The sequence below is a fragment of the Faecalibacterium sp. OF04-11AC genome, from assembly GCF_003460645.1.
Lineage (GTDB): Bacteria > Bacillota > Clostridia > Oscillospirales > Ruminococcaceae > Faecalibacterium > Faecalibacterium prausnitzii_I.
Window position 1 is genome coordinate 1 of the sequence record NZ_QTVP01000023.1, and the last position, 23,843, is coordinate 23,843.

Annotated in this window: 19 protein-coding genes, 3 pseudogenes and 1 riboswitch; of the genes and pseudogenes, 3 read left to right on the forward strand and 19 right to left on the reverse strand. The window is 58.8% G+C overall.

Annotated elements, in window-relative coordinates; all coding sequences use genetic code 11:
* Positions 1-581: 581 nt before the first annotated feature.
* The 10 genes and pseudogenes from DXA70_RS15130 to DXA70_RS10330 all read right to left on the reverse strand — a co-directional run bounded on the left by DXA70_RS15130 (position 582) and on the right by DXA70_RS10330 (position 11,259).
* Positions 582-716, reverse strand: coding sequence for a hypothetical protein (locus DXA70_RS15130; protein ID WP_278321337.1), 135 nt, complete (start codon positions 714-716; stop codon positions 582-584).
* Positions 695-1,768 carry a DEAD/DEAH box helicase gene (locus DXA70_RS10290; RefSeq protein WP_243001307.1) on the reverse strand — a complete coding sequence of 358 codons (1,074 nt, stop codon included), beginning with the start codon at positions 1,766-1,768 and terminating at the stop codon, positions 695-697. The genes DXA70_RS15130 and DXA70_RS10290 overlap by 22 nt, the downstream gene beginning before the upstream one ends.
* A gap of 135 nt (positions 1,769-1,903) precedes the next feature.
* A complete protein-coding gene (locus tag DXA70_RS10295) occupies positions 1,904-2,212 on the reverse strand; it encodes an HU family DNA-binding protein (protein WP_112115892.1) in 309 nt (102 codons plus the stop codon).
* Positions 2,213-2,373: 161 nt separating this feature from the next.
* The gene (gene carB, locus DXA70_RS10300) at positions 2,374-5,625 is read right to left on the reverse strand and encodes a carbamoyl-phosphate synthase large subunit (protein ID WP_128118420.1); all 3,252 of its coding nucleotides are present in this window, start codon (positions 5,623-5,625) and stop codon (positions 2,374-2,376) included.
* Between the two features lies 1 nt (position 5,626).
* Positions 5,627-6,731: pseudogene (locus tag DXA70_RS10305) on the reverse strand (carbamoyl phosphate synthase small subunit).
* Positions 6,732-6,749: 18 nt separating this feature from the next.
* Complete coding sequence (pyrE, locus tag DXA70_RS10310) at positions 6,750-7,343, reverse strand: orotate phosphoribosyltransferase (protein ID WP_128118421.1); 594 nt, start codon at positions 7,341-7,343, stop codon at positions 6,750-6,752.
* Between the two features lie 137 nt (positions 7,344-7,480).
* A pseudogene (locus DXA70_RS10315) lies at positions 7,481-8,406 on the reverse strand (dihydroorotate dehydrogenase).
* A complete protein-coding gene (locus tag DXA70_RS10320) occupies positions 8,406-9,176 on the reverse strand; it encodes a dihydroorotate dehydrogenase electron transfer subunit (protein WP_112115895.1) in 771 nt (256 codons plus the stop codon). The pseudogene DXA70_RS10315 and the gene DXA70_RS10320 overlap by 1 nt, the downstream one beginning before the upstream one ends.
* Positions 9,157-10,023, reverse strand: coding sequence for an orotidine-5'-phosphate decarboxylase (gene pyrF, locus DXA70_RS10325; protein ID WP_128118422.1), 867 nt, complete (start codon positions 10,021-10,023; stop codon positions 9,157-9,159). The genes DXA70_RS10320 and pyrF overlap by 20 nt, the downstream gene beginning before the upstream one ends.
* Before the next feature lie 48 nt (positions 10,024-10,071).
* Positions 10,072-11,259, reverse strand: a complete 1,188-nt coding sequence (locus DXA70_RS10330; protein WP_128118423.1) for a dihydroorotase — start codon at positions 11,257-11,259, stop codon at positions 10,072-10,074.
* Between the two features lie 488 nt (positions 11,260-11,747).
* On the opposite strand from DXA70_RS10330, the gene epsC reads away from it, so the two are divergent.
* Positions 11,748-12,419: a serine O-acetyltransferase EpsC gene (epsC, locus tag DXA70_RS10335; protein ID WP_022257797.1), complete on the forward strand. Its 672-nt coding sequence runs from the start codon at positions 11,748-11,750 to the stop codon at positions 12,417-12,419.
* 71 nt (positions 12,420-12,490) lie between these two features.
* On the opposite strand, the gene DXA70_RS10340 is transcribed toward epsC, so the two are convergent.
* From DXA70_RS10340 to DXA70_RS10370, 7 genes are all read right to left on the reverse strand, one after another.
* Positions 12,491-12,910 (reverse strand): DUF3842 family protein, encoded by a 420-nt coding sequence (locus tag DXA70_RS10340; RefSeq protein WP_022257798.1) that lies wholly within the window; start codon positions 12,908-12,910, stop codon positions 12,491-12,493.
* 3 nt (positions 12,911-12,913) lie between these two features.
* Positions 12,914-14,302: a Sapep family Mn(2+)-dependent dipeptidase gene (locus DXA70_RS10345; RefSeq protein WP_128118424.1), complete on the reverse strand. Its 1,389-nt coding sequence runs from the start codon at positions 14,300-14,302 to the stop codon at positions 12,914-12,916.
* Between the two features lie 72 nt (positions 14,303-14,374).
* On the reverse strand, positions 14,375-14,860 hold the full coding sequence (locus DXA70_RS10350) for a small multi-drug export protein (protein WP_128118425.1): 486 nt from the start codon (positions 14,858-14,860) through the stop codon (positions 14,375-14,377).
* A gap of 15 nt (positions 14,861-14,875) precedes the next feature.
* Complete coding sequence (locus DXA70_RS10355; RefSeq protein ID WP_128118426.1) at positions 14,876-15,628, reverse strand: exodeoxyribonuclease III; 753 nt, start codon at positions 15,626-15,628, stop codon at positions 14,876-14,878.
* Positions 15,629-15,664: 36 nt separating this feature from the next.
* Positions 15,665-17,041, reverse strand: a complete 1,377-nt coding sequence (locus DXA70_RS10360; protein WP_128118427.1) for an MATE family efflux transporter — start codon at positions 17,039-17,041, stop codon at positions 15,665-15,667.
* A 582-nt stretch (positions 17,042-17,623) separates the two neighbouring features.
* Positions 17,624-18,889, reverse strand: a complete 1,266-nt coding sequence (locus tag DXA70_RS10365; RefSeq protein ID WP_128118428.1) for a folylpolyglutamate synthase/dihydrofolate synthase family protein — start codon at positions 18,887-18,889, stop codon at positions 17,624-17,626.
* Between the two features lie 14 nt (positions 18,890-18,903).
* Positions 18,904-19,419, reverse strand: coding sequence for a folate family ECF transporter S component (locus DXA70_RS10370; RefSeq protein WP_128118429.1), 516 nt, complete (start codon positions 19,417-19,419; stop codon positions 18,904-18,906).
* 162 nt (positions 19,420-19,581) lie between these two features.
* Positions 19,582-19,677: riboswitch (THF riboswitch) on the reverse strand.
* 163 nt (positions 19,678-19,840) lie between these two features.
* On the opposite strand from DXA70_RS10370, the gene DXA70_RS10375 reads away from it, so the two are divergent.
* Positions 19,841-21,532, forward strand: a complete 1,692-nt coding sequence (locus tag DXA70_RS10375; RefSeq protein ID WP_128118430.1) for a M3 family oligoendopeptidase — start codon at positions 19,841-19,843, stop codon at positions 21,530-21,532.
* 78 nt (positions 21,533-21,610) lie between these two features.
* A pseudogene (gene mscL, locus DXA70_RS10380) lies at positions 21,611-22,064 on the forward strand (large conductance mechanosensitive channel protein MscL).
* 59 nt (positions 22,065-22,123) lie between these two features.
* On the opposite strand, the gene DXA70_RS10385 reads toward mscL, so the two are convergent.
* Positions 22,124-22,261 (reverse strand): alkaline phosphatase, encoded by a 138-nt coding sequence (locus DXA70_RS10385; RefSeq protein WP_243001308.1) that lies wholly within the window; start codon positions 22,259-22,261, stop codon positions 22,124-22,126.
* A 124-nt stretch (positions 22,262-22,385) separates the two neighbouring features.
* Positions 22,386-23,735, reverse strand: coding sequence for a dicarboxylate/amino acid:cation symporter (locus tag DXA70_RS10390; RefSeq protein WP_128118431.1), 1,350 nt, complete (start codon positions 23,733-23,735; stop codon positions 22,386-22,388).
* Positions 23,736-23,843: the final 108 nt, after the last annotated feature.

Consider the following 23,843-nt stretch of genomic DNA (forward strand, 5'->3'; position numbering starts at 1 on the left):
ATCAAACTCTTTATAAATGATATTTAATCACTTTAAAGTGCTTAAATCTTGTTCGCTCAGCACGCAATCGCTTGCGTCCTGTGTGAATTACTTTGTTTGGAATTGTTTACCGTGTTTTTCCAACACGAAAATAGGTTCCGTTACAAGTTTTTCGATATTGTTCAATTTTCAAGGTCCTGTTAGCGCCTCAGCCGACCGGCTGACGACTTGATTATTTTACCACAGAAGTGATTTTTTGTCAAGCTCTTTTTTTAGAAGCTTTTGAACTTTCTGAACTTGGATGTTTCAAAATCTCTCAAATCTCTTTGGGATTTCTTAACGTCTATTGGTTCTTTTCAATGGCTTCTCGCTGAGGCTTTGGAAGTCATTCTTTTGCCTCAGCGCTTGGCGCTCACATATAGTACCACATTCAAGAGGCTTTGGCAAGTGTTTTTTACAAGTTTTTTCGTTTTTCTCGTCATTTGTATACAACGGACAGTTTTTCTCCCCGTCATCTTCTCATTTTTGACAGGTATCTTTCTTATTATAAATATAGGGCTCCAGGCACGCTTTTGCAGCGCACCGGAGCCCTTATTCCGCCCTTAGAAATAGCACTTGATCTGGAAACGATCTTCCTCGTCCTTTTTCTTTTCCACCACGATCCGCTCATGGTTGAAATCAAAGTGGACCGGCGTGCACAGCTCGGTGTTGCGGGTCAGGCGGAGAAGCTCTTGCACCCGCTTTTTCTCCTCTGGCACATAGAATAAGTAGCTGACGCCCTCTTTTTTGGCGCGGCCCGTGCGTCCAATACGGTGAGTGTAGTGCTCGTTATCACCGGGGACGTCATAGTTGATGACCGCATCCACGTTCGAAACATCAATGCCGCGGGCGCCACATCGGTGGCGACCAGGATGGCCAGTTTGCCGTCCCGGAAGTTCTGCATGATCTGGTTCCGCTCTTTCTGGGAGAGGTCGCCATGCAGGCAATCCACTGAGAAGCCCAGACGCGCCAGCTGATTGGCCAGCGTGGCCGTGTTGAACTTGGTATCGCAGAAGACCATGACACGCTTGTAGCCCTCACCAATGATGATCTGGGCCAGGTCAGAGAGCTTGTTGCGGCCGGAGGTCTCCAGCATGTACTGCGTGATTTTGGGCTGGCTCTCCTCTTTGGGCTGGACAGTGATCTCCTCGGCGTTGTTCTGGTACAGCCAGCCGATGTCCATGACCTCGCGGCTGATGGTGGCCGAGAACATGGAAAGGGATTTGCGGTTCTTCATCATCTCGATGATATGCCGGACATCCTTGTAAAAGCCCATGTTCAGCATCTCATCGGCCTCATCGAGGACGATCTGCGTCACATGGCTCAGGTCAATGTTGTGGTGCTTGTAATGGTCCATGAGGCGGCCCGGGGTCGCCACGACGATCTGGCAGCCCTCTGCCAGGCGCTTTGCCTGTTTTTCCATGTTAGCGCCGCCGTAGACGCAGGCCACTTCCACTTCCGGCATAAAATAGGTCAGCGCGGTGAGCTCCTCTGCGATCTGCTGGGCCAGCTCCCGGGTAGGAGCCATGATAACGGCCTGCGGGGCCTTGAGGGCGGCATCAATATGCTCTGCCACCGGAATGCCAAAGGCACAGGTCTTGCCCGTGCCGGTGGGTGCTTTGGCGATGACATCGCGGCCTGCCAGCATGACAGGGATGGTCTTTTCCTGGATCTCGGTCATCTCCGCAAAGCCCATCCGCTCCACGGCCTTGTGGATGGCCTCACTGCACTGTAATTCGCTGTACTGCATAGGTTTTGATTACTCCGTTCTGTTTTGGATTCTGTTATCATCAGTATATCATGAAAACCGCCGCTTGTCAGCAAAAAAGAGCCGCCTCCCGCCAAATACGGAAAAGCAGCTCTCTCATGCTCGGATGCTGGTAGATCAGGCAGTCTCCTCGACGCTCTTGGCAGCCTTGCCCACTTCAAGCTTCTGCTTGAAACGGCCGCTGGCCTTGAAACCGGGGATGGAGGTGGACTCCAAACGGCTGGACACCTTCGTCTTGGGGTTGGTGTAAGCCTTCGGCTTGCGGGGACGCATCTCAAAACGGCCAAAACCGGCAATGGTCACTTTCTCGTCTGCACGCAGGCAGTCGGCGATCTGATCAAACAAAGCGTCCATCGTGGTCTCGACCTGAGCTTCCGTAAAGCCGGTCTTGCGTGCCACGGTCTCAATCATCTGGGAACGAGTCATGTATCAATATCCTCCTGGAACGTCCAAAAGTAACGTCTTTTGGCAAATTTTGCGTTGTTGAGTATAACAAATGCGGGCCCTCTTTACGAGAGATTGCGCACAAAAGGTGTCTTTTTGCGCACGGCCCGCATTTGTACAGTTTGAATTGTGTAAATTCCTGCTTAATTTTTATGATACAGCGTTGCAATATCCACCAGCGGGATGTTCTTCATGCTGTGGTCGCTGCGCAGGCAGTTGACCAGAGCGTTGGCGGTATCCACGGCAGTGACGCAGGGGATGCTCAGCTCCACGGCCTTGCGGCGCAGGCGGACAGAATCGCGCTTGGGGTCGCGGCCCTTGGCACTGGTGGAGAACACATAGTCCACCAGGCCGCTCTGCAGCAGGTCCACGATGTTGGGGGCCTCGCCGGACATATTGCGCACCTCGTTGCAGGGCACCATGTGCTTGTTGAGCCATGCGCAGGTGCCGGAGGTGCCATAGAGCTTGTAACCCATGCTCTTGAGCTTCCAGGCGATATCCACAAACTCGGGCTTATCGCTGTCTTTCACCGTGAAGATGCAGCAGGAAGCCGGGCCGGGGGTCTTAAAGGTATAGCCCGCGCCAATGAGGCCCTTGAGCAGGGCATCGTGGTAGTTGGGGGCAATGCCCAGCACCTCGCCCGTGGACTTCATCTCAGGGCCAAACTGGGTGTCCACGCCGTGCAGTTTCTCAAAACTGAACACAGGCACCTTGACGGCCACATAGGGTGCGTTGGGGTGCAGACCGGTACCGTAGCCCATATCGGTCAGTTTCTCACCCAGGCAGCAGCGGACAGCCAGATCGACCATGGGCACGCCGGTGACCTTGGAGATGTACGGAACGGTACGGGAGGAACGGGGGTTGACCTCGATGACGTAGACCTTGCCGTTGGACACCGCATACTGGACGTTGACCAGACCCGTGACATGCAGCTCACGGGCAAAGCGGCCCGTGTAGTCCACCATGGTGTCGATCTCGGCCTGGGTCAGGTGCTGTGCCGGGTAGACACAGATGGAGTCGCCGGAGTGGACGCCCGTGCGCTCCACCTGCTCCATGATGCCCGGGATCAGGAAGTTTTCGCCATCGCAGATGGCGTCCACCTCGCACTCGGTGCCCAGAATGTACTTATCCAGCAGGACCGGGTGGTCCATGTCCACATGCTCGGTGATGACGCCCATGTACTCAATGACATCCGCCTTGGTGTAGGCCACGATCATGTTCTGGCCACCCAGGACGTAGGAGGGGCGCATCAGCACCGGCAGGCCGATCTCATCGGCAGCGGCCAGCGCCTCGTCCAGATTGAAAACGGTGCGGCCCGGGGCACGGGGGATCTTGCAGCGCTCCAGCAGCTCGTCAAAGCGTTCGCGGTCCTCGGCCTCGTCGATGGCGTCCGCCGGGGTGCCCAGAATGGGCAGGCCGATCTCGTCCATATGCTTGGCCAGCTTGATGGCCGTCTGGCCGCCGAACTGGACCACGCAGGCATCCGGCTTTTCGGTGGCAATGATATTGTCCACGCTCTCCGGGTTCAGCGGATCGAAATACAGGCGGTCGCCGGTATCAAAGTCGGTGGAGACCGTCTCGGGGTTATTGTTGACCAGGATGGCCTCACAGCCGTGCTTTTTCAGCGTCCAGACGCAGTGGACCGAGCAGTAGTCAAACTCGATGCCCTGACCAATGCGGATGGGGCCGGAACCAAAGACCAGCACTTTCTTCTTTTTGGGCTCGCCATTTGCAGCGGCCTTGGCCTCTTTTTCGGCAATGAACTCAGCGGCTTCGTTGTCGCCGTCATAGGTCGAATAGAAGTAAGGCGTATTGGCGGAGAACTCTGCTGCGCAGGTATCCACCATCTTGAAGCCTGCCCGGTAATTTTCTACGGGCAGGGCGTCCACCTCGGCCAGGCGCTTGATGGTCTTATCCTGGAAGCCATACTTCTTGGCTTCCTTATACTGGGCCTCGGTGAGGGTGCCATGGCACTTTTTCAGGCCGTTTTCCAGGTCGGCCAGGTGCTGCATCTTATCCAGGAACCACCAGTCGATCTTGGTGATCTTATAGATGGTCTCATGGTCGATGCCGCGCTTGAGGGCCTCGTAGACGCAGAAGACGCGCTCGGCATCCTGCACATGCATGTGGGCCACGATCTCGTCGTCGTCCAGCTCCTCAAAGGGCTTGTGGGTCAAAGTGTCCATGCCCAGCTCAATGGAGGAGACAGCTTTCATCATGGCAGCCTCAAAGCTGTTGCCGATGCTCATGACCTCGCCGGTAGCCATCATCTGGGTGCCCAGGGACTTATCGGCGTAAACGAACTTATCAAAGGGCCACTTCGGGTACTTGACCACGATGTAGTCCAGAGCCGGCTCAAAGCAGGCGCAGGTCTTGCCCGTGACATCGTTGGTGATCTCGTCCAGCGTATAGCCGATGGCGATCTTGGTAGCCACCTTGGCGATGGGATAGCCTGTGGCCTTGGAAGCCAGTGCGGAAGAGCGGGACACACGGGGGTTGACCTCGATGACGGCATAATCAAAGCTGTCGGGCTTCAGGGCAAACTGGCAGTTGCAGCCGCCCTCAATGCCCAGCTCGGTGATGATATCCAGAGCAGCGGTGCGCAGCATCTGATACTCGTGGTCGCTCAGGGTCTGGGAGGGTGCCACGACGACGGAGTCGCCGGTGTGGATGCCCACGGGGTCCAGGTTCTCCATGTTGCAGACGGTGATGACATTGCCCTTGTGGTCACGCATCACCTCATACTCGATCTCTTTCCAGCCAGCAATGCACTTTTCCACCAGGATCTGGTGGATGGGCGACAGACGCAGACCGTTGGTGCCGATCTCGATCAGCTTCTTGCGGGTCTCGCAGATGCCGCCGCCGGTGCCGCCCATGGTAAAGGCCGGACGGACGATGACCGGGTAGCCGATGCGGTCGGCGCAGGCCAGGGCATCCTCCAGCGTCTCGACGACTTCAGAGGGGATGATGGGCTGGTGCAGCTTCTCCATGGTCTCCTTGAAGAGCTCACGGTCCTCGGCGCGGTCAATGGTCTCGGGCTTGCAGGCCAGCAGACGGATGCCCGTGCGGTCCAGGTAACCGGAGCGGGCCAGCTCCATGGAGAGGTTCAGGCCCATCTGGCCGCCCAGATTGGGCAGCACGGAGTCCGGCTTTTCAAGATCCAGGATGCGCTCCACGACTTCGAGGGTCATGGGCTCAATGTAAACATGGTCGGCCACATCGGGGTCGGTCATGATGGTAGCGGGGTTGGAGTTGAGCAGGACCGTTTCAATGCCCTCTGCTTTCAGCGCGCGGCACGCCTGCGTACCGGAGTAATCGAACTCAGCGGCCTGACCGATGATGATGGGGCCGGAGCCGATGACCAGTACCTTTTTGATTCTGGGGTCCTTAGGCATTTCAGCGTGCCTCCTTTGCTGCTTTGACGTTGTTCAGGAAGCGGTCGAACAGGAATTCGGTGTCCTTGGGGCCGCCGTTTGCTTCCGGGTGGAACTGGACGGTAAAGCAGTTCCACTTCTTGTACTTGATGCCCTCGCAGGTGCCGTCGTTGGCGTTCACCTGGGCCACCTCGCCCATCTCGGCGGGCAGCTCTTCGCCCACCACGGCATAGCCGTGGTTCTGGCTGGTGATAAAGGTGCGGCCGGACTCAAAATCCGTCACAGGCTGGTTGGCACCGCGGTGGCCGTATTTCAGCTTCATGGTCTTGGCACCAGCAGCCAGCGCGCTGAGCTGGTGGCCCAGGCAGATGCCGAACGTCGGGATGCCCAGCTCAAAAATATGCTTCAGGTTCTCAATGACCTCCACGGGCTCGGCAGGGTCGCCAGGGCCATTGGAGAGCATGATGCCGTCCGGGTTCAGGGCCTTGACCTGCTCAGCGGTGGCAAAGGCAGGCATGACCGTGACCTTGCAGCCCCGCTTGACCAGACAGCGGACGATGTTCCGCTTGCAGCCGTAGTGCATCAGCACAATGTGGGTCTCACCCTTTTCGTTGTAGACCTCGGGCTCTGCACAGGTCACGCTCTTGACGGCGTCGGTGACAGCATAGGCGCGGATGGTCTCCAAGAGCTTGTCCGTCTCCGCCTGATTGGCAGGGTCGGCAGGGTCAAAGGTCGTCAGGATGGCACCGTTCATCACGCCGCTCTCCCGGATGACGCGGGTCAGGTGGCGGGTGTCGATGCCCTCGATGCCGATGGTATTGTTTTTCTTCAAAAAGCTGTCCAGCGTTTCCTCACAGCGCCAGTTGGAGGGCGTCTTGCAGGCTTCGCGAACAATATAGCCTTTGGCCCAGACACGGTCGGACTCCATATCATCCTTGTTCATGCCGTAGTTGCCAATAAGGGGGTAAGTCTGGGTGATGATCTGGCCATAGTAGCTGGGGTCGGTCAGCGTTTCCTCAAAGCCCACCATACCGGTAGCAAAAACGACCTCGCCCACGGTGACGCCCTCAGCGCCCACCGACTCGCCGCAAGACCATGCCGTTTGCCAAAAGAAGATATGCGTTCATAGAGGTACTCCTTTGTGCTTACAGGGTCTGCTTGGCTTCCTGCTTCATCTTGCGGCTGCCCAGGTGCACCAGGGGCAGCTTGCCCTCCTTGCAGATGGGGCACTCTTCGGGTGCATAGTTGGGCAGGTCCAGCTTGAGGGCGCTTGCCACGATGGGGATGGGAGACGGAGCCTCAGGCTTGGTGCGGTCCACCACGCAGGTAATGCCCACGCAGATGCCGCCGTTTTCCTCGATGACACGCTTGGTCTCCAGAGAGGAGATGCCGGTGGTGACCACGTCCTCAGCGATGAGGCACTTCTCACCCGGGTGGATGGCAAAGCGCTTCAGGGTCATCACATTGTCCACGCGCTCGGTAAAGATGGCGCGCTTGCCGGTCTGGCGGGCCAGCTCATAGGCATAGACGATACCGCCCATGGCAGGTCCCACGATGACGTCCACGTCCATCTCCTTGATCTTTTCCGCCACAGCCTTCATCGCCTCGGCGCAGCGGTCCGGATACTGCTGCAGGTAAGCCATCTGGCAGTACGCACTGGAATGGCGGCCGGAGGAGAGCAGGAAATGGCCCTCCAGGAACGCGTCACAGCTCTTCAAGATCTCAATTGCTTCACTCATTGTACTTCTCCCTCTCTGTTTGTTCAATGTGTTGTATTCTACGGTATTGTACCACGCTTTTGGTCGAAACGCAAATTTATTCATCTTTTATTTTGCTAAGATGCATATTTGCAGTTTGTATGCGTGTAGTTGGTGTTTTATTCAGCGTTGCGGGCGCAGCCGCGGATCTCCTCCAGCGTCTTCACGCCATGGGCATCCATCCAGGCGGCCATCTCTTCCGCAATGGTCTCCATGGCGCGGGGGTTGGCAAAGTTTGCTGCACCCACCTGCACCGCCGTGGCACCTGCCATGATGAATTCCAGCGCGTCTTTGCCCGTGGCAATGCCGCCCAGGCCGACGACGGGGATGTTCACAGCCCCCACCGCCTGCCAGACCATCCGCAAAGCGATGGGGCGCACCGCCGGGCCGGACAGGCCCGCAAAGATGTTGTTGAAGACGGGCTTGCGCTTTTCCAGATCAATGGCGCAGGCCTGGAACGTATTGGTCAGGCTGATGGCGTCGGCACCGGCTGCCTCCACAGCCTTGCACATCTCGGGGATGTTCTCGGCCTGGGGGCTCAGTTTGACCATCAGGGGCTTTTGCAGGCGTCGCGGACCATCCGCACCACCTCACCGGCAGCCTCGGCCTTGACGCCGTAGGCCATGCCGCCCACCTTGACATTGGGGCAGGAGATGTTCAGCTCGACGATGTCCACGCCGCTCTCGCTCAGCATGGCCGCGCCCTCGACGTACTCTTCCTCACTGTGGCCGCCCAGGTTGGCGATGGCCACCGTGCCGTATTTCTGCTTGAGTTCCAGCATCTCGTTCAGCTCCACATCAATGAAGTGCTGGACGCCGGGGTTCTGCAGACCGATGCTGTTGATAAGGCCGGAGGGGGTCTCCCACAGCCGCTCGCCCTTGTTGCCGTACTGGCCGTGCAGGGTCAGGCCCTTGCCCGAGATGCCGCCGATCTTGCTAAAATCCGCCAGCTCCTCGTACTCCACGCCGTAGCCCACGGTGCCGGAAGCACCGATGATGGGGCTGTTCATGGAAAAGCCCAGCAGGTTCGTTTTCAGGTCTGCCATCAGAACACCTCCGTTGCATCAAACACCGGGCCGTTTTTGCACACGCTCTTGCCCTCGCCGCTCTTGGTCTCGCAGGTGCAGCCCAGGCAGGCCCCGATGCCGCAGGCCATCTTTTTCTCCAGGCTCACAAAGCAGGGGGTGTGTTTCTCGGCGCAGAGGCGGGCGGCGTTCTTCATCATGACCGTGGGGCCGCAGACCAGCACCGCGTCATAATCCGCCGGGTCATACAGCTGGGTCACAAAGCCATGGAAGCCCACAGCGCCCGTGTCGGTCGAGACTTTGACGAGGTTTGCAATGGAGCGGTACTCCTCCATGCAGTAGGGCTTGTCCCGGAAGCCGAAAAACACATCCGGTTTGCAGCCCGCCGCCGCCAGCTCCCGCGCCACCTGATACATGGGCGCGGTGCCGATGCCGCCGCCCACGACGGCGAATTTTTTGTAAGTTTTGGTCAGGCTTTCCACATCAAAGCCGTTGCCCATGGGGCCGGTCAGCTGGAAGCTGTCGCCCTCTTTCAGGGCTGCCAGCTTGTGGGTACCCTCACCGATGACCTGATACAGGAACTCCACCGTCTGGGTCTCGGGCTCCCACTTGTGGACGCTGATGGGCCGGGAGAGGAACGGAGCCTCGTCGGCACCCCAGGCCCGCAGGGTGAAGAACTGGCCCGCATGGGGCGCATGGTCGCGGTCCGGCCAGAGGACACGGAGCAGACGGATGTCGTCCGCGATCACCTCATGGCGCAGGACAGTGGCCTCACAGCAGGCTGCACGCATGGGCAATGGCCTCCTTCATGTTCACGCACTCATTGTAAGCAGCCTCGTCAAAGGCAGTGCCGGGCTGCTTCTTGTAAGCCAGCAGGATGCCGCGGCTGGAGTTGACCACGCCGCCGTTGCCCTTGCTCAGGTACTGGGCAATGTCCTCGGCCTTGCCGCCCTGGGCACCGTAGCCGGGGATGAGGAAGAAGCTGTCCTGATACTTGGCGCGGATCTCGGTGGCCTCCTCAATGTGGGTGCCGCCGATGACCAGACCGATGGAGGAGTAGCCATGCTCGCCCATGTAGTCCTTGCCCAGAGCGTTCAGCTTGTCACCCACCAGGTCATAAACGTGACGGCCATCGGCCAGCTTCTCGTACTCAAAGTCCTTGGCACCGCCGTTGGAAGTGCGGCAGAGCACGAACATGCCCTTGCCCTGCTTTTCGGCATAGGGCAGGTAGGGGCTGATGGAATCCAGGCCCATGTAGGGAGCCAGCGTCACGAAATCGGCCTCAAAGTCCCCGGTGAAGTGGCCCATGGCATACATCTCGGCCGTCTTGGCAATATCGCCGCGCTTGATATCCGCGATGACGGGGATGCCTGCCTCGCGGACAGCTTTCAGGGTCTCGGCGTAGGCTTTCAGGCCCTCCAGGCCCAGGGACTCGTAGTAAGCGATCTGCACTTTATAGCAGCCCGCTACCGCCTTGGTGGCGTCGATGAGCTTTTTGTTGAAGCGGACGATGTTCTCGCCCTTGGACAGGGTGCTATCCACAAAATCAGCGGGCAGGTAGCTGAAATCGGTATCCAGACCCACGCAGACCGGGCCCCGGGCCTCTACTGCCTCGTACAGCTTATCCATGTTCGTCATAATTGGTTCCTCCATACTCTTATATATAAATGAATCTACTAAACTGGGTCACTCCGCCTGATAGGTCAGCTTTCCGCCCTTGACGGTGGCGTACACCTTGCCGTACAGCTCGGCTCCATCAAACGGGGTGTTGTGGGATTTGGAGTGCAGCTTGTCCTTGTCCACCGTATAGGGGTGCTCCAGATCCACCAGCACAAAGTCGCCGTCGTAGCCCGGCTCCAGCTGACCCTTGGCCAGGCCCAGAATTTCTGCCGGGCGGGTGCTCATCAGGTGGACCAGCAGCTCCAGCGGCAGGCCCTCCTCTTTGCAGAGCTTGGTATAGCAGACGCCGAACGCCGTCTCGCTGCCCACCATACCGGCCATGCCTTTCAGCTTGTCCTCCTCGGAGTGGGGCGCGTGATCGGTGGAAATGGCGTCCACCACACCGGCCCGGATGGCGTCCACCAGTGCCTGCACATCGTCCGCCGTCCGGATAGGCGGGTTGACGCGGTAATCGCAGACATCGTTGGTGAACCACAGGTGGTGGGGCGTCACCTCGCAGGTAACGGGAGCGCCGTGCAGCTTTGCCATCTGGATGGCCTCGATGGCGCCCCGGGTGGAAACGTGGCACATGTGGAGCTTGGTCTGGTAATACTCGCTCAGCCAGCAGTTGCGGACCGTCTCCAGATCCTCGGCCAGTCGGTAGTCCCAGGGGCTGATCTCCATATCCTCGGCGTGGCTCATCACCGTGATGTCCCGCTGGGTGCAGATGGCGAATGCCCGGGCCATGGTGGCGTTGTCCTGCACGCCGTGGCCGTCCTCGGTGATGAACTTCACGCTGGCGGGCAGGGTCTTCAGGTGGTCCAGCGTCTTGCCGTCAAAGTCCTTGGTGATGGAGACGGTCTGGTTCACATCGCACAGGCCGATTTCGGCGGCTTTCTGTTCCACCATCTCAGCCTGTGCCGCCGAGGAGCAGACGGGCTTGGTGTTGGGCATCAGGTTCACGAACGTGTAACCGCCTGCCGCAGCCGCCCGGCTGCCGGTCTCGATGTCCTCTTTGTACTCAAAGCCCGGGGTGCGCCAGTGACAGTGCAGATCTACAAAGGCAGGCAGCACCGTCAGGCCGCCTGCATCGAGGACGGTCTCGCCCTCACCGGCCAGCGCGCTCAGATCCTGGCCGACGGCAGCGATCTTGCCGTCCCGAATGTAGATTTCGAGGGGGTGCCCCTCGGTGTTCACAGCATTGATGAGCAGCATCTCAATTTACCTCCCTGTTTCGGTTTCAATGGGCGGACTGCCCGCGGACGGGCAAAAAAAAAGAACTTTTCCACAGCGGAAAAGTTCAAAATGCGAAAAAAGGAAACAACGAACCCACAGCAAAAACGGCTGCAAACTGCTTTTTCAGTTTTGCGCGCATCATTTTAGCCTGCATCGTGTTTTCTCCTTTTAAGTTTGCGATTTATTTCGATATATTTTATCATAGAAACGCAAAATGTGTCAATGCTTCTGCGCTTTTTTCCTGTAAAAAGGTTTGCCGCTCATTGCCCGGATTTTTAGCTACTCTACCGAAAATCCACCACGCTCCCCCGCCGGGCAGGCAAACCGCAAAAAATCCGGTCTAATTCCTACCATTTCACTGTACATTAAAGTTCACCTGTGCTATTATAAAGGAGCACAAAAGAGAGGGCCGCCAAGAGACGGGCGGCGTTGCATTGGGAACATTGTATATAAAGGAGGGCTCTTCCATGAGCTTATTGGAGGACGCGCGCAACATCCAGCGCAAAGACCCCGCCGCGCGCAACGTGCTGGAGGTCATTCTGCTCTACCCCGGTTTCCATATTCTGGTGTATCACCGGGTAGCGCACTGGCTGTATGAGCACAAGCACTTTTTCCTGGCCCGGTGGGTCAGCCAGCATGGCCGCCACAAGACGGGCATTGAGATCCACCCTGGTGCCAAGATCGGCAAGTGCCTGTTCATCGACCACGGTATGGGCATCGTCTTTGGCGAGACCACCGAGATCGGCGACAACTGCACCATCTACCACGGTGTGACTCTGGGCGGCACCGGCAAGGACACCGGCAAGCGCCACCCCACCCTGGGCAACAACGTCCTCATCGGCGCGGGCACCAAGGTGCTGGGCCCCGTCTTCATCGGCGATAACGCCCGTGTGGGTGCCGGCAGCGTGGTGCTGCGCAACCTGCCCGCCAACTGCACCGCCGTGGGCGTCCCCGCCGAGGTGGTCCGCATCAACAACAAGGCCATCGTCCCCTCGGACGACCTCGACCAGCAGGATCTGCCCGATGTCACCGCCCAGCGCCTCACCGAGCTGGACCGCCGCATCAGCGCCATCGAGCGCGCCGCCCAGGGCGACACTCCCCCTACCGCCGAGCAGCTGGCCAAACGCCGGAAGAATTGACCCTTATTTTAAGATGCAAAAAGCAGGTACGTCTGAGTTTCCTCAAACGTACCTGCTTTTGTTGTTTCCGCTTATTTACAGCCTGTGGTGCACAGTTCTTTTACTTTTTGAGCCGCAGTCTGCACCAGCTGGCTGACGGGCCCCTCCGGCACGCCGACCACGAAGTTCTCGCAGTGGTTCACCGGGATGAGCACCCGCTTGGCGTCCGCCTGGCAGATGGCCGCCGCCATGGCGGGAGTGATCTCGCCCAGCAGGGCATCCGCAATGACGATACCGATGGGCCCCACGATGATGTCCGCGCGGCGGGCGTTGACCACCACGGCATTCTCGCCGGTAGCCGCCCGGGCGGCACCCGCCTTGAGCATGGCCGAAGCGGCCATGCTGTTGGTGCCCACGGCGGTCAGTTCCACCTCCGGGCAGAGGGCCGTGATGGCCGTCACCAGCTGACGGCCCAGCCCGCCGCCCTGTCCATCAATGACCAGCACCCGCATGGCTTAGAAGTCGATCTCTTCCAGCCGCAGCAGGGCCAGAATGTAGATCTTCAGGGCCTCCAGCAGCTTGTCGATGGGAGCGGACTCATTGGCACCGTGCATCGGGCCGCCGAACTCGGGGATGGGCAGCTCCGCGTGCTCCGGGCCAAAGCTGACGGCATAGGGGAAGTGGCGGGCATAGGTGCCGCCGCCCATGGTAAACGGGGTGGCGTGGTCGCCCGTCACCTCATTGTAGGTGTCGATGCAGGCCTTGATGGCGGGGGTGTCCGCCTCGATGTAGAACGGCTTGTTCACGCCGATGTCGGTCAGCTCAGCACCGCTGCCAATGGCAGCCTTGATCTGCTTCTCGATGGTCTCGCCGTCGGTACAGGTGGGGAAACGGCTGTCCAGCGTTTGGACGATGCGGCCATTCTCCATATAAACACGCCCGCCAATGATGGTCAGGGGGCCAAAGGGGCCATCAGCACACTGGATGCCCAGGCCCTCACCGGCCGTGGAGCTGTGCAGTTTCTGGATGGCTTTCAGGTACTCGCGCTCGGCGTCATTGCAGAGGTTATTGTCCAGCAGGTAGTTGACCACCAGCCCAATGGCGTTCACAGTACCCTCCGGCATAGCGGCGTGGCCGCTCTTGCCCCAGCCGCGGATACGGACGCCGTTGCCCTCCGGCTCCAGCGTGATGTTGGGGGCATTGCTCAGTTTGGTGATATCGGTCTCCACCAGAGCGCTGGCACGGTCCGGCACCGCGTTGTTGGCGACACCGCCCACAAACTCCTTGATCTCGCCATTGCACACCGGGCTGACCAGCTTGCCGTTGAACTGGCCTTTCTCACCGTTGCAGACGGGGAACTCCGCGTCCGGGGTAAAGCAGAAGACGGGAGCTTTGTAGTGCTCCAGATAGTAGTCCACATCGCGCATGTGGGTCTCTTCGTTGTCGCCGACGAGGGCGCGGATGGGATAGCGCAGGGAGACCCCCTCCTCCTTGAGGAACTTCAGGGCATACAGGGTCGCCACCATGGGGCCCTTATCGTCTGCCACGCCGCGGCCGATCATGTAGTTGTCCTTGATCTGCATGGTAAAGGGGTCTGCCGTCCAGCCATTGCCCTCAGGCACCACGTCCACATGGCAGATGGTTGCCAGATACTTTTCCGGGTCCGCGCCCGCCAGCTCGGCATAGCCGATGTGATTTTCACAGTTGCGGGTGGCAAAGCCCATGCCTGCCGCCAGCTCCAGGGTCTTATCCAGGGCTGCACGGGGGCCCACGCCGTAGGGAGCACCCTCCGCGGGCTCACCCTCCACGCTGTTGATGGCAACGAGGGCTGCAATGTCCTGCAAGATCTGTTCTTTGTTCGCCGCAATAAACGCGTCGATCTTCTGGTTCAATGCCTGATCCATGTTGGTTCGTCCTTTCTTTGTCGTAAGCGACACATCGTACTCATTCTAGCATATTTCATAGCAGATTGCTAGTCATTTCACTGCAAAAAGCGTGCTCACAGCTCCCAGCAGCCCGGCGCTGGCCAGACCCATGATGATGCCCGCCAGCAGCACGCCGCCCATGCAGGCAATGAGCACATCTTTAAACTTCATATCCAGGATGGAGCCCGCCAGCGTACCGGTCCAGGCACCGGTGCCCGGCAGCGGGATGCCCACAAACAGCAGCAGCGCCACCACCAGGCCACGCCCGGCCTTGGCTTCCAGCGCGCGGCCGCCCTTTTCTCCCTTGTTGATGCAGAAGCGGCAGAACGGCCCGATGACCGGCTTGTGATAGCCCCAAATGAGGAACTTGCGGGCAAACAGGTAGATGAACGGCACCGGGATCATGTTGCCCACCACGCAGACGAGGTAGGTGGGCAGGATGGGCAGGCCCAGCCCCAGTCCCACCGGGATGGCACCGCGCAGCTCGACGAGCGGGAACATCGAGATCAGGAAGGCCAGAATGTAATTCTTTATCATAAAAATACTCCTTGTTTACAGGTCAATGACCAGCTCCACCGGGCAGTGATCCGAGCCAAACACCTCGTTGTGAATCTCCGCCACTTTGATCTTATCGGCAACGCGGTTGGAGACAATAAAATAGTCGATCCGCCAGCCCGCGTTCTTCTCCCGGGCATGGAAACGGTAGCTCCACCAGCTGTACTTTACCTCGTCCGGGTGGAGGGCACGGAAACTGTCCGTAAAACCAGCCGCCAACAGCTCGGTCATCTTGGCCCGCTCCTGGTCGGTAAAGCCGGCGCTCATCCGGTTGGTCTTGGCGTTCTTGATATCAATTTCGGTATGAGCCACATTCAGGTCGCCGCAGAGGATGACCGGCTTTTTTGCGTCCAGCCCCAACAGGTAGGCCCGGAAATCGTCTTCCCACTGCATCCGGTAATCCAGCCGCTTGAGGCCGTCCTGGCTGTTGGGGGTGTAGCAGTTGACAAGATAGAACTCCGGATATTCCAGCGTCAGCACCCGGCCCTCGTGGTCATGCTGGTCGATGCCAATGCCCGTCGTCACGGCCAGCGGCTGGGTCCTGCACCAGCAGGCCGTGCCGCTGTAGCCCTTTTTCTCCGCCGAGTAAGTATATTCTGTGTAGCCTTCCGGCGCAAAATCCGCCTGGCCCGGCTGCATCTTGGTCTCCTGTACCGAAAAAACGTCGGCATCCAGCGCGGCAAAGCTTGCGGCGAAATCGTGGGTCAGGCAGGCCCGTAGGCCATTGACGTTCCAGCTGATGAGTTTCATGTCCGTTGCTCCAATCTGTAATTTTTCACGTTGTGGTTACGCAATGTATTTCGTTTTCCAGACGCCGCTGCGGAACCGCAGCACAAAGCAGACCACGCGGCAGACCCAGTCCACCACCATGGCGATCCAGACACCAATGGCACCCAGCCCCATATGCACGCCGATGAGGTAGCTGAAACCCAGCCGCCAGATGGCCATGCTGAAGATGGAGGTCACCATGGTAAATTTCACGTCGTTGGCGGCACGCAGGGCGTTTGGCAGCACAAACGAGGCCGGCCAGAGCAGGATCGCAAACCCGGCGTGGATCTGCACCAGCAGGATGGCCAGCTGCATCGTTGCACCGGACAGCGCATAGATGCTTACGATTTGCGGCAGGAACAGCAGAATGGCCCCGTTGAACACGCCCATGGCGATGTAGGCCCAGACCAGCAGCTTTTTGGTGTAGTACACGGCCTGCTCACTGTCGCCCGCACCGATGCAGCGGCCCACCACCGTGATCATGGCAAGCCCCAGGGCCTTGCCCGGGATGCAGCCCATGCCGTCCAGGTTGTTGGCCACAGCGTTGGCGGCGATCTGCACCGTGCCAAAGGTGGAGATCATGCTCACCACCAGGATGCGCCCGGCCTCGAACAGGCTGTTCTCAAAGGCAGACGGGATGCCGATGCCCAGGATGCGCTTTGCCATGCTGCCGTCCAGCCGGAGGGTCTTCGGCACGGTGAGGGCGTGGCCTTTCTGGTAGCAGCGGGCCAGAATGAGGGCCGCCGCCACCACGCGGGAAATGACGCTGGGCCAGGCAACACCGTCCACTCCCATTTTCAGGCCAAAGATGCAGACCGCGTTGCCCACGATATTGATGATGTTCATGAGCACACTGATCTGCATGGAAATTTTGGAGTTGCCCATACTGCGGAAGAGGGCCGCGCCCGCATTGTACAGCGCCAAAAAGGGGTAGCTCAGGGCCGTGATCTTTAAGTACAGCACGCCCGCGTCCAGCACGTCAGCTTCAATGGACCCATAGCAGAGCCGGAGCATGGGCCGGGCCAGCACAAAGCAGAACAGCGCCACACCCGCGCCCAGCAGTGCGCTGAGCAGGATGAGCTGGCCGGAGCTTGCGTCGGCCTTTTTCTGTTCCCGTGCTCCCAGATACTGGCTCACCACCACCGCGCCGCCGGTGGCCAGTGCCGCAAACAGCACGATGATGAGGTTGTTGATCATATCCACCAGGCTGACACCCGAGATGGCCGCCTCGCCGCAGCGGGACACCATCATGGTATCCGCCATGCCCACTGTCACTTCCAGCAGCTGCTCCACCAGCAGCGGCCCCACCAGCAGCAACAACTCCCGCTGGCTGAATAAAAGCTCTCGCCCGCCAAAGAGCGGCGCTTTTGTACTTTGTTTCGTTTTTTCCCCCATGGGTTTTGTTCCCTCTAAAATATGCTCTCTGATTTTATGCAATACAGGTTTATCTTAGCACAGCGCCCGGTGCTTGTAAAGCGCTGGATGCATCTTCCCACTGCAAAGCCCGCCCGGCTTTTGAGGTACATGGCTCCCCGCCGGGAGTGCTGTTCCCCACGCGCCGCTTTCCCCGGTCACTCTTTGCAACATTTTATGGAAAAGTGTGATTTTTCTACTTCTGTAAGAAAAATTTTTCAAAAACCTCTTGCATTTTTCCGTCAAGCGTGCTATTGTTGTATCCAACAGGACAGACTGTTGAACACAACGTTCCATCCCTGTTTCTGTGTTCTTTCTTCTTTCTTATATATTGCTATTTTCTTCATTTACCTTCTTATCATTTACCCTGTTGTCCCCCGTAGGGACAAAGAAAAGCGATGGCCTACCTGCAAGGGCCATCGCTTTTTCTTTTTGCATTTTTATTGGAAATAAAACCTCTCAGGCCGCGCTTTGGCGCGTCCAGCCGTCCTCCCTTTGTCGCTAGCGCGACATCTCCCTCCGGCCGGAGGGAGTCATTCCGATCAGGGGAGCCAAATTGCGGAATCACAAGTTTTCAAATGCCGTGCGCACGTCGCCGGAGAAGTAGAGGGTTCCCAGTGCACACACCGGGCCATCCCCGCCCAACGCCACGGCCCGGGCCACGCCTGCTTCAATGCTGGGAGCCGCCTCGGCTTTGCAGCCCCGGGCACGGATATGCCCGGCCAGCGTCTCGGCGGGCATCGCGCGGGGAGTGTGGGCCGCTACCGTTACAAACCGCTTTGCCAGCGGGGCCAGCAGGGCCAGCATCTCGTCCACATCCTTGTCTGCCATGATGCTCACCAGGAAGACGAACTTTTCGCCGGGGAAGCGGTCTTTCAGGCTCTGCACCGTGGCCCGCATCCCGTGGGCGTTGTGGCTGCCGTCCAGCAAAAACGGCGGGGTATGCCGCAGCAGCTCAAAGCGGCCCGGCCAGCTCACCGTTTCCAGACCCCTGCGGATGGCCTCTTCCGGGATGTTCCATCCCCTGCCCCGCAGCACCCGCAAGGCCGTGATGGCCACGGCCGCGTTCCGCGGCTGGTAGCTGCCGATGAGGGGCAGCTTCACGCCATCAAGGCCATCAAAATCAAAGGTCACGGCATCCAGATCACCGCCGTCGATCTTCAGCTTTCCAAAATCCACGACGGTCAGCGGAGCATTCTGCTCCCGCGCCACCCGGGCGATCACCGCATCGGCTTCCGGCACGCCGCCGTAGCTCACCACCGGGCTCCCCGGTTTGATGATGCCCGCCTTGGCCGCGGCAATGTCCGCGATGGTGGGGCCCAGCTCTTTCACATGGTCCATGCCCAGCGCCGTGATGACCGCGCACTCCGGCGGGTCAATGACATTGGTGGAGTCCAGCGTGCCGCCCAGACCCACCTCCAGCACCACGATGTCACAGTGCCGCTCGGCAAAGTAAAGCATTCCCAGTGCCGTGATGATCTCAAACTCGGTGGGCACATCGGCCATGGCATCAGCGGCTGGCTGGATCTTCTCCACCAGCCGCACCAACTCCTCGTCCGGGATCTGCTGGCCGTTGACCTGGATCCGCTCATTGAAGCGGTTGATGAACGGCGAGGTGTACAGGCCCACGCGGTACCCGGCCGCCTGCAAACAGGAGGCCAGCATGGCGGCAGTGCTGCCCTTGCCGTTGGTGCCCGCCACATGGATAAACCGGAGTTGTTTGTGCGGGTCGCCCAGCGCCGCCAGCAGAGTACGGGTACGGGTCAGACCGGGTTTGTGGCCCGCCCACTGCACCGCGTGGATGTATTCCAATGCCGATTCGTAATTCATACCATAAGCCTTCTTTACTTTTTCACTGCTGCCATCACAGCCTTATTCTCCATCAGCAGCCGGAGCAGCACGGTGTTCACCGCCGTCAGGATCAGCGCGTTGGGGACACGGGCTGCCAGCACGCTCCAGGCGTAGCCATAAAAAATGTGGAGCGCCAGCGAGTTGATCACGATAGAGCCCACCACATGGGCCGCCACCACACTGAGCAGGAGCCGCTGGCCAAGCCGCAGAGTGTGAGGCAGAGTCTGCCAGAGCCAGCCGCCTACCAGGCCGATGGAGGCCGCCCCCAGCGTGATGAGCGGGTTGATGGCGTAGCCCGCCAGGATACCGCCGATCATATCCGCCAGCGCACCCACGGCAAAACCTGCCCCGGGCCCGAACACGATGCCCGCCAGCAGCACGGGCAGGCTGCCCAGGTTGAACCGGACAAAGCCCGTTGAGATGCTCAGCACCCGGCTGAACACGATGCTCATGGCGATGAGCAGGGCCAGCACTGTCAGGGTGCGGGTTGAATTTTTTGTGCTTTTCATATCAATTGTCCTCCCTTAGTAAAAAGGAATCTTTCTGGAGAGGACGTTAAAAATAAAGCGCCCTCCCGTGTGACAAACCGCACAAAGGAGGGCGTGAATCCAACAAGTTTCACTTCCAGGCACTGAGCCGCAAGCGGCCCGCGCCTGCACCCAAGTCCATGCAGCAGCGGGATGCAGGCCATGCACCGCGGGTCGCCCTTCGTCCGCAGCACAACTCCCCGTTGATGCGGCACTTAACGCACATGGCCTTACTCTGTTGATACTGTTATTATATGCCTTTTTCCGTGGCTTTTCAACCACACGGTGCATCACATTTGCTAAAATGTATCGCACATTTTTAGCAGATGTGCTTAGTGGTCTTTCTTTTTCCCGCCAAACGTGATAAGATGGGACTAACATGTGATAAGAAAGGACGTTCTCTATGAAATTCAATGAGATGACCTATACCCGCCCCGACATCGACGCTTTGCTGGCCGAGTGCAAGCAGCTGGCCGCCAAGGCTGCTGCCGCTGACAGCGACGAAGCCATTGTCGAGACCTACTATGAGCAGAGCCGCGCCTTTGCCGATTACACCACGGCCTCCAACCTGGCCAACATCCACTACACCTGCGACACCCGTGACGCCTACTGGAAAGCCGAGCAGGATTTCTTTGACGCCAACGGGCCTGCTGTCTCCAACGCCAGCGTGGAGATCAGCCGCGCGTTCCTCTCCAACCCCCATGTGGACGCCCTGACCAAAGCTCTGGGCACTACCTGCGTGGCCGGTATGAAGAACGCCGTGCTGGGCATGGACGAGCGGACGCTGGACCTGCAGAAAGAGTACAACGCCCTCGTCAGCCAGTACCAGCAGATCTACGGCGGCGCTCTGGTGGAACTGGACGGCAAGCAGCTCACCATCCCCCAGCTGGGCCCCTACAAGGAGAGCCTGGACGCCAAGACCCGCCGGGCCGCCTATGAGGCTGAGGCCGGTTACTTCGACGCCCACCGCGCCGAGCTGGACGAGCTGTACACCAAGATCGTCAAAAACCTCAACGCTCAGGCCAAGCTCATGGGCTACCACGATTACAGTGAGCTCTCCTATGTGCGCATGAACCGCATTGGCTACAGCCCCGAGGAGATCCAGCGCTTCCGCGACCAGGTGGCCCACGACGTGGTCCCCGAGCTGCAGAAAGTGATTGCCCTCAAGGCCAAGCGGACGGGTATCGAGCACCCCACGTTCTGTGATCTGCCCGTCTCGTTCAAGGACGGCAACCCCAAGCCCATCGAGGGCTATGATGCCCGGATGGCCGCTGCCCGCACCATGTACCATGAGTTGAGCCCCGAGACGGCCGAGTTCATCGACTTCATGCAGGACAATGAGCTGTTTGACGTGGAGAGCCGCCCCGGCAAGATGAACGGCGGCTATATGACCAGCCTGCCCAGATACAAAGCCCCCTTTATCTTTGCCAACTGGAACGGCACCTCCGCTGATGTGGACGTGCTGACCCATGAGTGCGGCCACGCTTTTGAGGGCTACGTGGCCGAGCGGGACCCCCATGTCCCCGCCGACCTCGAGTGCCCCGGCATGGAGAGTGCTGAGATCCACTCCATGGCCATGGAGTTTCTCACCGCGCCCTGGCACAAGCTGCTGTTTGGCAAGGACGTGGATAAATACGCCCTGCAGCATGCAGAGGACAGCTTCCTCTTCCTGGCTTACGGCTGCATCGTGGACGAGTTCCAGCACAAGATGTACCAGAACCCGGACCTGACCCCCGACGAGCGGAACGCCGTCTGGCTGGAGCTGGAGCACAAATACCGCCCCTGGGTGGATTTTGACAACTTGCCGTTCTATGGCCGTGGTGCCGGCTGGCAGCGTCAGCTCCACATCTATGAGTGCCCGTTCTATTATATCGATTACTGCCTGTCCACCATGGCTGCCCTGCAGTTCTTCCTGCTCAGCCTCAAGGACCACAAGGATGCATGGCAGCGCTATCTCAAGCTGGTGCGCCGGGCCGGTCTGGCCAGCTACACCGAGCTGTGCGAGACTGCCGGCCTGAAAGTGCCGTTCACGGATGGCTCCATCAAGGCCATTGCCCAGGAGATGGGCCAGTGGATCGCCGCGCATCAGGTCTGATATTGACGCGCCGCTCCAAATCCGTTATTATAATAGGTAGAAAAACAGCCTACCGGGCGTAAAAGGAGCGGTATTGCTATGGCAGAAAAAGAAATCAAAGGCATCAAAAAGTTTCTGGAAGAATTCAAAGCCTTTGCCATGCGCGGCAACGTGCTGGACATGGCAGTTGGTGTGGTCATCGGCTCGGCGTTCACAGCCATCGTGAACTCTCTGGTCAATGATATCATCAACCCCGCCATCGGCCTGTTCTTCAATGCGGACTTCTCGAATGTCGGCATCCACATTGGCGATGTGACCATCGGCGTCGGCTCGTTCATCAACGCCATCATCAATTTCCTCATCGTGGCATTTGTGCTGTTCATGGTCATCAAGGCCGTCAACGCCCTGCACAAAAAGCCCGCCGAGCCCGAGGCCCCGGCAGAGCCCACCACCAAGGTGTGCCCCCTACTGCCAGAGCGAAATCGCCATCAAGGCAGTCCGCTGCCCCCACTGCACCACCAAGCTCGAGGGCTTCCCGGAGATCAACGACTGATTTCAACATGCAAAAAATCCGTTGTGGAAAACCACAACGGATTTTTTCTTTCTGCTTTTTTACTGGACGCTGGTCAGCTCCGCCAGCTTGTGATAGATCTCGGTGTTATCAAAGGCACCGCGGAATTTCTCAGAGCCAACACCCTTGGCATAGATGTTGACCGAAGCGCCGGTGTGGGCATAGGTGGTGTGGTCCATGCCCGCGCAAAGCTTTGGTAAAACTGGCGCGGCATTTTGCGGCCCAGTGTAAAGAACAGGAAAGGTGTGTAAAAAAACAGCCCCCGGAACTGGTTCCCGGGGGTTGTCATTTTATCTTATGATCTTACGCGTTGTACTTTTCTTCGTCGAGCAGACCCTCGCTCTTGGCCACACAGATGCAGGAAGTCGCGTCACCCACCACGTTCAGGGAGGTGACCAGCATCTCGATGGGACGGTTGATGGCCAGGATCAGGGAGTAGGCCAGCAGGGCCTTGTCATTGACGAAGCCCACACCGGACAGGATGGTGAAGAGGATGACAGCCCCCGCGCCGGGAGCGGCAGGCGTGCCCACCGAGGCCAGCAGAGCCAGCAGGGCGATGACCACCAGCTCCATGGGCGTGAGGTCGTAGCCCGCGCAGCCCGCGATGAAGACCGTGGCGATCACCTGCATGATGGCGGTGCCATCCATGTTGATGGTCATGCCCAGGGGCAGGACAAAGGAAGCAATGGAATCATCCACGCCCATGTCCTCGGTGCAGACTTTGATGCTCAGGGGCAGGGTGGCCGCACTGGAAGAAGTGGAGAAACCGAAGACCGCCACATTCGCGATCTTCTTGATGAACGTGAACGGGTTCAGCTTTGCGCCCACCGCCACGATGGTCGGGTAGCCCACCAGCAGGAACACGAACAGCAGGATCACGGTGGTCACCACATAGACCAGCGCCGGCTTGAGGTAATCCACGCCGTAGATGGCAAAGGTACGGGTCAGCAGCACAAAGACTGCAAACGGTGCAAACTTGGTGACGACGAAGTTCAGGAAAACGACCACCACGTCGTTCACTTCCCCCATCAGGCGGCGCATGGTGGCGGTACGGCTCTCGCCCAGCACATTCATGCTCAGGCCGGTGGCTATCGCCAGGAAAACGGAAGAAAGCACCGCGCCGTTGCTGCCAAAGGCCGTGATGATGTTGGAAGGAATGATGTTCAGCACCACATTCAGAGGGTTGGAGCCGGTAGAACCGGAGGCCTCGGCCAGGCCCTCGATGTGTGCATTGAACAGGCCCATGGAGAACGTGGTATAGCCCACAACGCCTGCCAGCAGCAGTGCCAGAAAAGAACTCAGCAGGAACCAGAAAAGGGTCTTGGAAGCAATACGTCCCATGGTACGGGTATCCGAGATGCTGCCAATGGCCAGCGAGATGGAGGTGAACACCATCGGGATGATGACCAGCTGCAGTGCCTTGATGAACAACTGCCCGATGATATAGAAGATGCCGAACGCCTGCTCGGCTCCCTCTGCCGTGATATCCTGGAACAGCAGATCGTTGATGGTCTTCCAGAGTGCACTGTTGCCGGAAGCATTCAGCTTCTCACGCAGCATCATGAACGCAAAGCCCGCGACAAGGCCGCAAACCAGCGACACTGCCATTTTCTTTGCCAGTGCCGCGCCGCTGTTATTCTTATTATTTTCCATACGTCTCCTCACTTGTTTCCTCATAAAATCGTGTGTTTCGTACGCATTCGATTCATGATACCACACGCCTTTGTTGGATGCAAGGCTGCAACGCAAGTTTTTGTTAAA

What these genes read in the sequence shown, in the direction of transcription:
- DXA70_RS10290 (WP_243001307.1), bottom strand. Translation starts at nt 1,768, where the DNA reads ATGCAGTACAGCGAATTACAGTGCAGTGAGGCCATCCACAAGGCCGTG.
- DXA70_RS10295 (WP_112115892.1), bottom strand. Translation starts at nt 2,212, where the DNA reads ATGACTCGTTCCCAGATGATTGAGACCGTGGCACGCAAGACCGGCTTT.
- carB (WP_128118420.1), bottom strand. Translation starts at nt 5,625, where the DNA reads ATGCCTAAGGACCCCAGAATCAAAAAGGTACTGGTCATCGGCTCCGGC.
- pyrE (WP_128118421.1), bottom strand. Translation starts at nt 7,343, where the DNA reads ATGAGTGAAGCAATTGAGATCTTGAAGAGCTGTGACGCGTTCCTGGAG.
- DXA70_RS10320 (WP_112115895.1), bottom strand. Translation starts at nt 9,176, where the DNA reads ATGCGTGCAGCCTGCTGTGAGGCCACTGTCCTGCGCCATGAGGTGATC.
- pyrF (WP_128118422.1), bottom strand. Translation starts at nt 10,023, where the DNA reads ATGACGAACATGGATAAGCTGTACGAGGCAGTAGAGGCCCGGGGCCCG.
- DXA70_RS10330 (WP_128118423.1), bottom strand. Translation starts at nt 11,259, where the DNA reads ATGCTGCTCATCAATGCTGTGAACACCGAGGGGCACCCCCTCGAAATC.
- epsC (WP_022257797.1), top strand. Translation starts at nt 11,748, where the DNA reads ATGAGCTTATTGGAGGACGCGCGCAACATCCAGCGCAAAGACCCCGCC.
- DXA70_RS10340 (WP_022257798.1), bottom strand. Translation starts at nt 12,910, where the DNA reads ATGCGGGTGCTGGTCATTGATGGACAGGGCGGCGGGCTGGGCCGTCAG.
- DXA70_RS10345 (WP_128118424.1), bottom strand. Translation starts at nt 14,302, where the DNA reads ATGGATCAGGCATTGAACCAGAAGATCGACGCGTTTATTGCGGCGAAC.
- DXA70_RS10350 (WP_128118425.1), bottom strand. Translation starts at nt 14,860, where the DNA reads ATGATAAAGAATTACATTCTGGCCTTCCTGATCTCGATGTTCCCGCTC.
- DXA70_RS10355 (WP_128118426.1), bottom strand. Translation starts at nt 15,628, where the DNA reads ATGAAACTCATCAGCTGGAACGTCAATGGCCTACGGGCCTGCCTGACC.
- DXA70_RS10360 (WP_128118427.1), bottom strand. Translation starts at nt 17,041, where the DNA reads ATGGGGGAAAAAACGAAACAAAGTACAAAAGCGCCGCTCTTTGGCGGG.
- DXA70_RS10365 (WP_128118428.1), bottom strand. Translation starts at nt 18,889, where the DNA reads ATGAATTACGAATCGGCATTGGAATACATCCACGCGGTGCAGTGGGCG.
- DXA70_RS10370 (WP_128118429.1), bottom strand. Translation starts at nt 19,419, where the DNA reads ATGAAAAGCACAAAAAATTCAACCCGCACCCTGACAGTGCTGGCCCTG.
- DXA70_RS10375 (WP_128118430.1), top strand. Translation starts at nt 19,841, where the DNA reads ATGAAATTCAATGAGATGACCTATACCCGCCCCGACATCGACGCTTTG.
- DXA70_RS10385 (WP_243001308.1), bottom strand. Translation starts at nt 22,261, where the DNA reads ATGGACCACACCACCTATGCCCACACCGGCGCTTCGGTCAACATCTAT.
- DXA70_RS10390 (WP_128118431.1), bottom strand. Translation starts at nt 23,735, where the DNA reads ATGGAAAATAATAAGAATAACAGCGGCGCGGCACTGGCAAAGAAAATG.